The following is a 12,353-nucleotide window of genomic DNA, read 5'->3' as shown; positions in this document are numbered from 1 at the left end:
GTGCCCCTTGGGCGCCGGTGCTACGCCTTTGCCCAATCGTGAAATTGCCCCGTGGAGTGACGGATGACCCAAGATTACATCGTCAAGGACATTTCCCTGGCCGCATACGGCCGCAAGGAACTGGACATGGCCGAGATCGAGATGCCGGGCCTGATGGCCTGCCGTGCCGAGTTCGGCCAGACGAAGCCGCTGAAGGGCGCGCGCATCGTCGGCTCGCTCCACATGACCATCCAGACCGCCTGCCTGATCGAGACGCTGGTGGCGCTTGGCGCCGATGTCCGCTGGGCCTCGTGCAACATCTTCTCGACCCAGGACCATGCCGCGGCCGCGATCGCCGCCGGTGGCACCCCGGTCTTCGCCATCAAGGGCCAGAGCCTGGAAGAACACTGGGATTACCTGGACCGGTCCTTCCAGTTCGAGGACGGCCCGAACATGATCCTGGACGATGGCGGTGACGCGACGCTTTACGTGCTGCTGGGCGCCCGCGCCGAAGCCGGCGAAGACATCATCCCCGTGCCTGCCTCGGAAGAAGAGGCCGTGATCAAGGCGCAGATCGCCAAGCGCATGCAACAGTCCCCGGGCTGGTTCACCAAGGTGCGCAACCAGATCAAGGGCGTGTCCGAGGAAACCACCACCGGCGTGCACCGCCTGTACGAGCTGTCGAAGAACGGCCAGCTGCCCTTCCCGGCGATCAACGTCAACGACAGCGTCACCAAGTCGAAGTTCGACAACAAGTACGGCTGCAAGGAATCGCTGGTCGACGGCATCCGCCGCGCCACCGACGTGATGATGGCCGGCAAGGTCGCCGTGGTCTGCGGCTATGGTGACGTGGGCAAGGGCTCGGCCGCATCGCTGGCGGGCGCGGGCGCGCGCGTGAAAGTCACCGAAGCCGATCCGATCTGCGCCCTGCAGGCCGCCATGGACGGCTTTGAGGTGGTGCTGCTGGAAGATGTCGTCGCCTCGGCCGACATCTTCATCACGACGACCGGCAACAAGGACATCATCCGCATCGAGCATATGCGCGAGATGAAGAACATGGCCATCGTCGGCAACATCGGCCACTTCGACAACGAGATCCAGGTGGCCAGCCTGAAGAACCACAAGTGGACCAACATCAAGGACCAGGTGGACATGATCGAGATGCCCTCGGGCAACAAGATCATCCTGCTGTCCGAAGGTCGCCTTCTGAACCTGGGCAATGCCACCGGCCATCCGTCCTTCGTGATGTCGGCATCCTTCACCAACCAGACGCTGGCCCAGATCGAGCTGTGGACCAAGGGCGACGAATACAAGAACGACGTCTACGTCCTGCCCAAGCACCTGGACGAAAAGGTCGCCGCCCTGCACCTGGCCAAGGTCGGCGCCAAGCTGACCAAGCTGACCCCGGAGCAGGCCGCCTATATCGGCGTCACCGTCGACGGCCCGTTCAAGCCGGAACACTACCGCTACTGATCCTGTCGGGCTGTCCCGCAGGTGATCTTCAGGCCCCCTCTGACCGGAGGGGGCCTTTTGCTTGCGCGGGGCTTGAAAACGGCCGTGCGGCGGATGACATGAAGGGCATGAAACCGCTGCGCCCCCTTCTTGCCGCCCTGCTGATCCTGGCGCCCCTGGCGGCGGGGGCCGAGGTGACGTCTCAGGGGGTCCTGAAGCGCAGCACCGATGACGCGGCTGCCCGCGCCCAGGCCGCCAGCGAGGCCCAGAAGGACGATGCCGAGACCCTCAAGCGCCTGCGCCAGAAGACGAAGGACGAGGTTGCCCGTGGCGTCTATCAGCAGCCAAAGCCCCATTACGGCACGCCGCCCAAGGTGCCCTCGAGGCTGGACCAGCTGAAGCAGAAACAGGGCAAGACCTTCATCGGCAAGGGCATCTCGAACTAGGCCCATAGGCGCGGAGGCATACATCCTGTGGTGTTTTCGGGATTTTCATGCACAATATGAAGGGTGTTGCTCCGGTCCCGACCCTGAAATGAAAAAGGCCCCGGATCCTGCGATCCGGGGCCCTTTCTTTCGACCGCCTGACGGTCAGCGGAACTTGCGGATCTCGCCCGAGCGCAACCGCGCGATGTAATAGCTCAGCTCTCCCTTGACGATCGGCATCAGCAGGTACAGCGCCACCACGTTGATCACCGCCATCGAGAACAGCATCGCATCCGAGAAGTCGATGACGGGCCCAAGGTTCGCCGCCGCGCCGATGACGATGAACAGGCAGAAGATCACCTTGAACACGGTTTCCGAAACCTTGGTCTGGCCGAACAGGTAGGTCCAGGCTTTCAGGCCGTAGTAGCTCCAGGAGATCATGGTCGAGAAGGCGAACAGCACCACCGCGATGGTCAGCAGGTAGGGGAACCAGCTGAAGGCCGAAGCGAAGGCGGCCGAGGTCAGCGCCACGCCCGACACGTTGCCTTCGGTGGCGATGCGGCCGGCTTCGGCGTTCCAGACATAAAGGCCCGAGGTCGGATCCACCTGCAGCAGGCCGGTGATCACGATGACCAGCGCGGTCATGGTGCAGATGACCACGGTGTCGATGAAGGGTTCCAGCAGGGCGACGTAGCCCTCGGTCACCGGCTCCTTGGTCTTCACGGCCGAGTGCGCGATGGCGGCCGAACCGACGCCCGCCTCGTTCGAGAAGGCCGCCCGGCGGAAGCCCTGGATCAGCGCGCCGGTAAAGCCGCCGGCGATGCCGAGGCCGGTGAAGGCGCCCTCGAAGATGCGGGTGAAGGCATAGCCGATCATGTCGTAGTTCATCGCGATGATGATCAGCGACACGCCGACGTAGAAGATGCCCATGAAGGGCACGATCTTCTCGGTCACCTGGGCGATCGACTTGATGCCGCCGACGATGACCAGGAAGGTCAGCACCGCCAGCACGACGCCGGTGATCCAGCCGGGATAGTCGCCAAAGACGGTGGCCAGCTGGGCATGGGCCTGGTTGGCCTGGAACATGTTGCCGCCGCCGAACGAGCTGAGGATGGTGAAGATGCAGAACAGCACCGCCAGCACCGCGCCACCGGGGATGCCGCGTTCCTTGAAGCCCTTGGTGATGTAGTACATCGCCCCGCCCGAAACCGAGCCGTCGGCATATTCATTGCGGTATTTCACGCCCAGGGTGCATTCGGTGAACTTGGTGGCCATCCCCAGAAGACCCGCCAGGATCATCCAGAAGGTGGCGCCGGGGCCGCCGATGCCCACGGCAACCGCGACGCCCGCGATGTTGCCCAGCCCCACGGTGCCCGACAGCGCCGTGGCCAGCGCCTGGAAGTGGCTGACCTCGCCCGCGTCGCTGGGATCGGAATAGTCGCCTTTCACCAGCGAGATGGAATGCTTGAAGCCGCGGAACTGGATGCCGGCGAAGTAGATGGTGAAGACGACGGCCGCCACCACCAGCCACAGCGCGATCCAGCTGAAGTTGGTGCCGGGCAGGCTGGCGAAGATGAAGGACACGTACCAGCCGGTGTAGCGGGCGAAAATGTCGTTGACGGTCTCGTCGAAACCGGCCGCCGAGGCGGCGCCGGCCAGACCGGAGAACAGCACCGCAAGCGCGGCGATCTGGGTAAATTTCTTCATGTCAAAGGCCTCTGCGTTCAGGGAACGATCACGGTGGGAACGGGGGCGACCTGCGCCAGCCCCAGCGGAACCGAGCCGAACACCCGGCTGGCCATGGAATTGCTGCCCGATCGCCCGACGCAGATCATCGCGGCGGATTTGGCTTTGGCGGCCTCGAGGATCAGCTCGACCACCTGGCCATAGCGGATTTCGGCGGTGGCCTCGACGCCGGCGGCGGCGCATTGCGCCAGGGCCGGGTCCAGGATCGCCTGCTGGGCGCGCGCCAGTTCCTGCTTGCGGCGGGAATGGCGTTCCTCGATCTCCTGCGGCGTCAGGAAGGAATAGGGCGACCATTCCAGAACGTGCACGATATGAAGGGCCGCGCCAGCCTTGCTGGCACGGTCGATGGCGTAAGCGAGTACGCCTTTGCTGTCGTCGCTGCTCTCGTAGGCAACGACGATTGTCTCTTTCGTCATTGAAGTGACTCCCCTAGAAGCGACGGTCCCGGTGTTGTGGCTCTGCCCCTCGGGGCGGCGTTCGGGTCCCGTCTGTGAGCGGCCTTGGCCGCATGTCCTGAGCCTGACGTGCAGGCTTCCCCTTTGTCATTTCATTTCGACCCCTGTCCGGCAGCCGATGCTACGAACGCGGTCTGATTGATCTTTCTCTCCCTCTGGCGATCCGGGTTGCGGCGCTAAGAAGAGATTTTGTCCCGCAGGGTCAATCGAAATCGCGAAGGGGGGCTTGCGACCAAAGGACAGCGCCGCCGGGGTGCGGCGCAACTGCCTTGAATTGTAGCTAAAGGAGATTTGCCGGAGAGGCGAAAACCGGGTATCAGAAGAACAGACGGCCCAGAAGGCCCGTTCCTTTCAAGATATCACGTTTGGTGCTGTGGGAGCATCGGGGTGGCGGAGGGTAACGGGTAGGGCCGACCCTCCGTTCTTGGCATGTCTGCGGATCAGAACAGTTCCAGCACGAAGCCGATGACGCCCGGACCCAGCACCGCATAGCCCCCGTCGATCAGCGTCAGCCGCCAGGGCCGCATGGCATGGCTGTAGTTCATGGCCATCCAGGGGGTGACCAGCAGCAGCCCCATCAGCAGCCCGGTCAGGCCGCCCTGCCAGGGCCCGTCGATCGGGGTCAGGGCGATCAACTGCTGCAGCACAACGGCCGTCAGCAGCGCCGAGATATAGGACAGGAAATGCGGCAGCGTGTCCTGGGCGTTGCGCGGATGTCCCTGGCGGTTGCAGGGCACGCCCGAGGCGTGGCGCCACTGGCGGCGGAAATGCCCGTACCACAGAAGGCCTGTGCCGAAGCCTGTGCAGGATGCAGTTATGAGAGCCGTGATCGCCATGATCTCCTCCGGGGCGTGCGGTGGGATCATTGTGCAACCTTAGGGTGTTATGCTGCAAGGCAGAACATCGGGAAGGGGGCGCTGCCCCCGTCGGCCCTTGGCCGACTCCCCCGGAGTATTTGTGGTCAGATGACGGGGAACCGGGGGCGCAGGGCGCGCGCCCCCGGGCAGGATCAGGAGACGATGCCGGCGCCGGCCAGGGCCAGCAGCAGGCCGCCGAAGATCAGTCGGTAGATCGCGAAGGAGGTGAAGCGGTGCGTCTGGATGAAGCCCAGCAGCCATTTCACCGCGATGAAGGCGGTGATGGTCGAGAAGACCACGGCGATGATCAGCGCCGTCCAGTCTTCGTGCACGATGCCGCCGTCCTTGATCTGCGACAGCAGTTCGAAGCCCGAGGCGGCGTACATGGTGGGGATGCCGACGAGGAAGGCGAATTCGGTCGCGGCGGGGCGGTTCGAGGTGCCCAGCAGCATGGCGACGAAGATCGTCGTGGCCGACCGCGAGGTGCCGGGGAAGACGCCTGCCACGATCTGCGCGATGCCCACCGCGATGGCGACGGTCCAGGTGATCTTCGTGCGGTCAGAGAGGCGGCCGGCGATGCTCTCGGCGATCAGCATCCAGATGCCACCAATGACCAGGGCCCAGGCGACCGGGTGGATCTCGGTCGGCAGTTCGAAGCCCATCTTCTTGACGATCAGGCCCAGCACGCAGGTGATGACGAAGGCGACGATGATCTTTTGCAGGTAATCGCGGGCCTCGGGGTCGGACCAGCCGGTCAGCAGGCTGACGATGCGCTTCCAGTAGATCAGCGTGACGGCCAGGATGGCGCCGGCCTGGATGACGACGTTGAAGAGTTCCGAGCGTTCACCCAGCCAGTGTTCCGCGATGATCAGGTGCCCGGTCGAGGAAATGGGCAGAAATTCCGTGATCCCCTCGATGATTCCGAGGAGGGCGGCGTTTATGAAATCCATGGAGGCTACTTTCCTATGTGCTTCAAATCGAATGAAAGGTCGGAGCCGGAGGGTCGGCTCTCGATCAGGCTTAGTGGTATACGGGCCTGCAGCGGACCGCTACCGTGCTGTGCGGTCCTGCCGGGATCGCCGCTCTGGGATGGGCGGAAGGTCGCGGCAGGGGGCAGCAGACGCGCAAACTTCGGGCGCAGGGACCGGACCCTTCAAGCGGGCCCGGCTTGCTGTAGGCTGACGATGCCCGGGCCAGGTGGCGATCACGCGGATGTGTGATGCCTCATGCCCGGGCCTCAGGCAGTTTCGGCCTGTCTGCGCTGGCTGTAGCGCTGTGCCAGCACCGAACAGACGATCAGCTGCATCTGGTGAAACAGCATGATCGGCAGGACGATGGCGCCGACTGCGGTGGCCGGGAAGATCGCGTTGGCCATCGGCACGCCGCTGGCCAGGCTTTTCTTCGAACCGCAGAAGACGATGGCGACCTCGTCTTCGGTGTCAAAGCCCAGGGCGCGGCTGGCGCGGGTGGTCAGCACCAGGATGCAGGCCAGCACCACCGCGTCGAGGACCAGAACCACGGCGATGTCGGCCAGCGAGAAGTCGTGCCAGATGCCGCCGATCACCGCGGCGCTGAAGGCGGAATAGACCACCATCAGGATCGAGCCCCGATCCACGGGCATCAGCAGTTTCTTGCGGGCACGCACCCAGTTGCCGATCCAGGGCTGCAGGATCTGGCCCAGCACGAAGGGCACGAAAAGCTGCAGCAGGATCGTCCAGATCGCCGAGGGCTGGATGGCGGCATGCCCCGAGACCGACATCACCAGCCCGACCAGCAGCGGTGTCATCGCGACGCCGGCGATGTTCGACAGCGAGGCGGCGCAGATCGCCGCCGGTACGTTGCCGCGCGCGATCGAGGTGAAGGCGATCGAGCTTTGCACCGTCGAGGGCAGCAGGCACAGGTAGATCATCCCCGCCATCAGCCCGGGCGGCAGCACGCCGTTCAGCAGGTGGCCCAGCCCCAGTCCGATCAGCGGAAAAACGGCGAAGGTCGTGGCAAAGATCATCAGCTGCAGGCGCCAGTGCAGCAGGCCGGCGCGGACCGTGCTGCTGGCCAGGCGGGCGCCGTGCAGGAAGAACAGCAGCGCGATGGCCAGATCGGTGGCGATGCCAAAGACATGGGCAAAGCTGCCGTGGGCTGGCAGAACCGAGGCCAACAGCACCGTGCACAGCAGTGCAAGGGTGAAGGGTTCCAGGCGAAGGCGGGCAAGAAGGGCGGACATGGGGGACTCCCGGGTGATGGTGTTCCTGCATAGGCTTTTCGTGAAAACGGATTCAAACTATAACAGTTATCCAGAAACAGGATGAGACATGCTTGATCTGACCCAGCTGCGCAGCTTCGTCACCATTCATGACTGCGGCAGCTTCAGCCGTGCGGCCGCGCGGCTGGGGCTGGGGCAGTCGACGGTCAGCCAGCACCTGCAGCGCCTCGAGGATCACCTGGGGCGGCGGGTGCTGCGGCGCGATACCCACCAGCTGTCGCTGACCCCCGAGGGCGAGGCGCTGCTGCCCGAGGCGCGGCGGATGCTGGCGCTGTCGGCGGCGATCGAGGCGCGCTTTCGCACCGAGGCGTTGCGCGGCCGGATCCGCTTTGGCTTGTCCGAGGATCTGGTGACGGGGGTGCTGCCCTCGATCCTGGAACGGTTCACCCAAGGCCACCCGGGCGTGGATCTGGAACTGACGGTGGCGCTGTCCGAAGACCTGTTCGCCCAGCTTGATCAGGGAGAGGTCGACCTGGTGCTGGCCAAGCGCCAGGCGGGGGGCGGGCGCGGCACGCTGGTGGCCGAGGTGCCGCTGGTCTGGCTGGCGCGTGATCCGCAGGCGGTGGCGCGGATGCGGCCGCTGCCGCTGATCGCCTTCCCGCCACCCAGCCTGACGCGCAAGGTGGCGCTGCAGGCGCTGGACGGCGCCGGTCTGCCCTGGCGCATCAGTTGCACCTGCAGTTCGCTCAGCGGCCTGTCGGCGGCGGCGCGGGCGGGTCTGGGGGTTTTCGTGCAGCCACGGGGCCTGAACATCGCGGGCCTGCAAGAGGTGCCGGCCGGGCTGCTGCCCGACCTTGGCATGACGGAATTCACCCTTGTGGCACGGCCCGGCGCCGATGCCCGGATCACCGATGCGCTCAGCGCGGCGATCCGGGGGCAGGGCAGTGCGCTGATCTGACGGATCAGTCGAGCAGGCGGGCGATGCGGGCGATGCCCTCGTCGATCTGTTCGTCGGTGGCGCAGGAATAGCTGAGACGCAGCGTGTTGCGCCCCGAGCCGTCGGGGAAGAAGGCGCCGCCCGGCACGAAGGCCACGCGCTGTTCGGAGACGGCACGGGCCAGCAGATCGGCCGCGTCGATGTCTTCGGGCAGCGTCACCCAGATGAACATGCCGCCTTCGGGACGGGTGTAGGTGACGCCCTCGGGCATCTCGCGGTCCAGCGCGGCCAGCATCCGGTCGCGGCGGCCCATGTAGGTGCTGCGGATCTTGGCGACGTGGTCGTCGAAGATGCGGCTGGCGACGCGCTCGGTGGCGATCTGGCTCAGGGTCGGGGAATGCAGGTCGGCGGCCTGTTTCAGCAGCACCAGCCGTTCGATCACCGGCGAGGCGGCGCAGACCCAGCCCACCCGCAGGCCCGGTGCCAGCGTCTTCGAGAACGAGCCGCAGTAGATCGTGCGGGTCTTCTCGATGTCGCCGCCATGGCGGGCGATGTCACGGGCCATGATCGGTTCGATCGGCTCGCCGTCAAAACGCAACTGCTGGTAGGCGCCATCTTCGATGACCGCAATATCCAGCTCTTCTGCCAGGTCCAGCAGGGCTTCGCGGCCCGACAGGGGCAGGGTCTCGCCGGTGGGGTTGGCAAAGTCGGCGGACAGGTAGGCGAATTTCACCGCGCCACCGGCAGCCTTGGCCTCGGCCGCGATTTCGGCCGGGCTGGTGTTGGCCATCGGGTCAAGCGGCGCATAGCGGGGCTCGTAGGCGTTGAAGGCGCCAAGCGCGCCCAGGTAGGTGGGCCAGGTCACCAGCGCGGTGTCCTCGGGGGTCAGCAGCAGCTTGCCCAGGTAATCCAGCGCCTGCTGCGAGCCCGAGGTGATGAAGATGTTGTCGGCCGAGCAGGGCACGCCGATCAGCGCCATCCGGCCGGCCAGCCATTCGCGCAGCGGCTTGTAGCCTTCCGACACCGAATATTGCAGCGCGCTGGCGCCCTCGGCGCCGGTCATGGTTTCGGCCATGGCAGCGGCGAAATCCGCGGTCGGGAACAGCGCCGGGTCCGGCACGCCACCCGCGAACGAGATGATGTCGGGCTGATCCAGCAGTTTCAGCAGCTCGCGGATCTCGGAAGCTTTCATCCGCCCTGCGCGCCGCGCCAGTACTTGGGTCCAGTCCATCGTCATCACTCCTGGGAAATCGTCGGCCGGACTCGCCCGGGGCGATCGGCCGCACAGGCATACTGCGCGCGGGTTAGGGCTGCAATCCTTACCCATATGCAAGAAATCGCACACCGGGGTGGCATGATCTGCAGATGCGGGGCGGGGAAGGGGGCGGGGATGGCCCGGACCGGGGCGCTGGCCTGGCCCCGGGGCATGACCCCGGATCGCCTTGCCCCGCCTGGCCCCCGGATCGTCTTTGCCACCGGTGCCTGCCGGGGGCCGGGGCGGTCTCTGCCGGGATCGTGATCGCTTCCGCTCCGGCGGCTTCATTGCGATGCCGGGCCATGCCGCCTAGTGTCCGCGCGCAAGGGGCGCCCGTGCGGCCCCCCGAAAGACACCCCCCAGCCTGCAAGGACCATGTACATCCCGATGCTCAGTTCGACCTCCCGCCTCTCTGCCGTCGCCCTTCTTGCCGGGCTGAACCTTCTGGGCGCGGGGCTGCCGGTGCTGGCACAGGATGCAGCGACGCCGCCGGCTGCCGCGACCCCGGCAGACCAGCCCCAGACGATGCCCGGCGCGCCGCAGCCGCCGCTGTTGCCCGATGTCGCCAGCTATGTCGTTATGGATGCCCAGACCGGAGACATCCTGGCCCAGAAGGCACCGAACCTGTCGCGTGCTCCCGCCAGCCTGACCAAGCTGATGACCGCCTATCTGACCTATCAGGCGATGTCGCGCGGCACCCTCAGCGCCGATCAGACGGTGCCGGTCAGCACCGCCGCCTGGAAGGCCGGCGGCTCGCGGATGTTCATCGAGCCGAGCTCGGTCGTGACGGTGGACCAGCTGCTGCACGGGCTGATCATCGATTCCGGCAACGACGCTGCCACCGCCCTGGCCGAGATGATCGGTGGCACCCAGGAGTCTTTCGTCGCCCAGATGAATGCCGAGGCCACCCGGCTGGGGCTGACCGGCACCCATTACGCCAATGTCTCGGGGCTGCCGGATCCGCAGCTTTACACCACCGCGCTTGATGTGGCGAAGCTGTCGCGGGCGATCATCCGGGACTTCCCCGCTTTCCTGACGATCTCGGCGCAGAAGGAATATACCTACGGCAAGATCACGCAGCGCAGCTGGAACCCGGTGCTGTTCAAGGATCCGACGGTGGACGGGCTGAAGACCGGGCTGACCGATGCGGCGGGCCATTGCATTGCCGCCACCGCCCTGCGCGACGGCCGCCGCCTGATCACGGTCGAGATGGGCGGCCCCAGCTGGACCGCCGGCACCGCCGCCAGCGAAAGCCTTCTGGCCTATGGCTACAGCCAGTTCGTCACCAAGACCCTGGCCAAGGCCGGCACCCAGGTGGGCCAGCTGGACGATCCGCGCCTCGACCCCGAGACAGTGCCCGTGGGCGCGGCCAGTGATCTGGCGATGACCATCCCGACGGCGGTGGCCGATGGCGTGACCACGACGCTGACGCTGAAAACCGACCTGCCCGATACGCTGCCCGTCGGCGCCGAGGTTGGCACCATCGCCTATGCGGTGAACGGCACGGCGCTGGCCAGCGTGCCGGCGGTGACGCTGGCGGCGGCCAAGCCCGCGGGGCTGTGGACGCGGATGATGCGCCACGTCCATGCCGGTTTCTGACCGCCCATCGCAGGCGCGTGGGGAAACGCGCGGATAACTGCGCCCGGCAGGGGAAAAGGCGTGTCGCGGTGGCTTCCCGTCGCCGCGCCGCCCGCGTATGGCTGTGCCACGCCACCGCGCGGTGGCGATTTGCGTCCAGTTCCTTCTGCAAGGGCCCCGAGCTTCCCATGCCACGTACCTCGAACCGTCTTTCCGTTCCCGTCCTGATCGGCGGGCTTGTTCTGCTGGGCGCCTGCCAGGAGACTCAGGTGCGGGCGGATGACGCCGCCGCCCTGCCTGCCGCAGTCGCGGCCGCGCCGCAGCAGACCCCCTTCGCCAGCGCCGGCGTGCCGCAGCCGCCGCTCTTGCCCGATGTCGCCAGCTACGTGGTGATCGATGCCGACAGCGGCATCGTGCTGGCCCAAAAGGACCCTGGTCAGCTGCGCGCGCCCGCCAGCCTGACCAAGCTGATGACCGCCTACCTGACCTATGATGCGCTGGCCCGTGGCGTGCTGCGCCCCGATCAGGTGGTGCCGGTCAGCACGGCGGCCTGGAAGGCCGGCGGCTCGCGCATGTTCCTGACGCCCAACACGACGGTGACGGTGGACCAGCTGCTGCACGGGCTGATCATCCAGTCCGGCAACGATGCCGCCACCGCCCTGGCCGAGATGATCGGCGGATCGCAGGACGATTTCGTCATGGCGATGAACGCCATGGCCGCGCGGCTGGGGCTGAAGGACACGCATTACACCAACGTCTCGGGCCTGCCGGACCCGGATCTGCACACCACCGCGCTGGACGTGGCAAAGCTGTCGCAGGCGCTGATCCGGGATTATCCGCAGGTGCTGCAGATCTCGGCCGCGAAGGAATACACCTTCGCCGGGATCACGCAGCGCAGCTGGAACCCGGTGCTGTTCAAGGATCCGACGGTGGACGGGCTGAAGACCGGCCTGACCGATGCGGCGGGCCATTGCATTGCCGCCACCGCCCTGCGCGACGGCCGCCGCCTGATCGCGGTCGAGATGGGCGCACCGAACTGGACCAAGGGGACGGATGCCAGCGAAAGCCTGCTGGATTACGGCTATTACTACTTTACCAACGCCAAGGCTGCGACCGCCGGCCAGACCGTGGGCCAGCTGACCGACGGCCGGATGGATCCGGCGGTGATCCCGGTGGGGCCGGCACAGGACCTGACGCTGACCGTGCCCACCAGCGCGGTGCAGGCGCTGCATCCGACGCTGCATCTGGACGACAGCCTGCCCGCCGCGCTGCCCAAGGGCACCCAGGTCGGCACCATCACCTATGATGCGGGCGGCGACGTGCTGGCCACCGTCCCGGCCGTCACCCTGTCGGATACCCAGCCCGCGGGCCTGGTCACCCGGCTGATGCGCGGCCTGCGCGCCAAGCTCTGAGGCACGGCCTCGGGGGCGGGGCGCGTTTGCTCTGCCCCTTTGGGCCCCGGGGGGGCG

The 12,353-nt window shown here is 66.4% G+C and carries 11 protein-coding genes; 5 read left to right on the top strand and 6 right to left on the bottom strand.

Going from position 1 to position 12,353, the window contains the following annotated elements; translation table 11 throughout:
- Positions 1-63: 63 nt before the first annotated feature.
- Complete coding sequence (ahcY, locus tag AC2ITM_RS00485) at positions 64-1,452, top strand: adenosylhomocysteinase (RefSeq protein ID WP_486467880.1); 1,389 nt, start codon at positions 64-66, stop codon at positions 1,450-1,452.
- Positions 1,453-1,559: 107 nt separating this feature from the next.
- A complete protein-coding gene (locus AC2ITM_RS00480; RefSeq protein ID WP_486467879.1) occupies positions 1,560-1,877 on the top strand; it encodes a hypothetical protein in 318 nt (105 codons plus the stop codon).
- 144 nt (positions 1,878-2,021) lie between these two features.
- Here AC2ITM_RS00480 and AC2ITM_RS00475 read toward each other — a convergent pair whose 3' ends face one another.
- The 5 genes from AC2ITM_RS00475 to AC2ITM_RS00455 all read right to left on the bottom strand — a co-directional run bounded on the left by AC2ITM_RS00475 (position 2,022) and on the right by AC2ITM_RS00455 (position 7,135).
- Positions 2,022-3,563: an alanine/glycine:cation symporter family protein gene (locus tag AC2ITM_RS00475; protein ID WP_486467878.1), complete on the bottom strand. Its 1,542-nt coding sequence runs from the start codon at positions 3,561-3,563 to the stop codon at positions 2,022-2,024.
- A gap of 17 nt (positions 3,564-3,580) precedes the next feature.
- Positions 3,581-4,018 carry a universal stress protein gene (locus tag AC2ITM_RS00470; RefSeq protein ID WP_486467877.1) on the bottom strand — a complete coding sequence of 146 codons (438 nt, stop codon included), beginning with the start codon at positions 4,016-4,018 and terminating at the stop codon, positions 3,581-3,583.
- Between the two features lie 479 nt (positions 4,019-4,497).
- Entirely contained in the window at positions 4,498-4,893 is a 396-nt protein-coding gene (locus tag AC2ITM_RS00465; RefSeq protein WP_486467876.1) for a DUF1761 domain-containing protein, read from the bottom strand.
- 173 nt (positions 4,894-5,066) lie between these two features.
- The gene (locus AC2ITM_RS00460) at positions 5,067-5,864 is read right to left on the bottom strand and encodes an undecaprenyl-diphosphate phosphatase (RefSeq protein WP_486467875.1); all 798 of its coding nucleotides are present in this window, start codon (positions 5,862-5,864) and stop codon (positions 5,067-5,069) included.
- 287 nt (positions 5,865-6,151) lie between these two features.
- Positions 6,152-7,135 carry a bile acid:sodium symporter family protein gene (locus tag AC2ITM_RS00455; protein ID WP_486467874.1) on the bottom strand — a complete coding sequence of 328 codons (984 nt, stop codon included), beginning with the start codon at positions 7,133-7,135 and terminating at the stop codon, positions 6,152-6,154.
- An 88-nt stretch (positions 7,136-7,223) separates the two neighbouring features.
- On the opposite strand from AC2ITM_RS00455, the gene AC2ITM_RS00450 reads away from it, so the two are divergent.
- Positions 7,224-8,072, top strand: coding sequence for a LysR family transcriptional regulator (locus AC2ITM_RS00450; protein WP_486467873.1), 849 nt, complete (start codon positions 7,224-7,226; stop codon positions 8,070-8,072).
- Between the two features lie 4 nt (positions 8,073-8,076).
- On the opposite strand, the gene AC2ITM_RS00445 is transcribed toward AC2ITM_RS00450, so the two are convergent.
- Positions 8,077-9,282: an aminotransferase-like domain-containing protein gene (locus AC2ITM_RS00445; protein WP_486467872.1), complete on the bottom strand. Its 1,206-nt coding sequence runs from the start codon at positions 9,280-9,282 to the stop codon at positions 8,077-8,079.
- A 399-nt stretch (positions 9,283-9,681) separates the two neighbouring features.
- Here AC2ITM_RS00445 and AC2ITM_RS00440 point away from each other — a divergent pair, with 399 nt between their 5' ends.
- Complete coding sequence (locus AC2ITM_RS00440; protein WP_486467871.1) at positions 9,682-10,905, top strand: D-alanyl-D-alanine carboxypeptidase family protein; 1,224 nt, start codon at positions 9,682-9,684, stop codon at positions 10,903-10,905.
- 167 nt (positions 10,906-11,072) lie between these two features.
- Positions 11,073-12,296, top strand: a complete 1,224-nt coding sequence (locus AC2ITM_RS00435; protein ID WP_486467870.1) for a D-alanyl-D-alanine carboxypeptidase family protein — start codon at positions 11,073-11,075, stop codon at positions 12,294-12,296.
- The last annotated feature ends 57 nt before the right edge of the window (positions 12,297-12,353 follow it).

The organism is Pseudooceanicola sp. NS-SX9, from assembly GCF_057380705.1.
The sequence above is the reverse complement of the archived record's forward strand: the minus strand, read 5'-3'. Positions and strand labels throughout refer to the sequence as shown.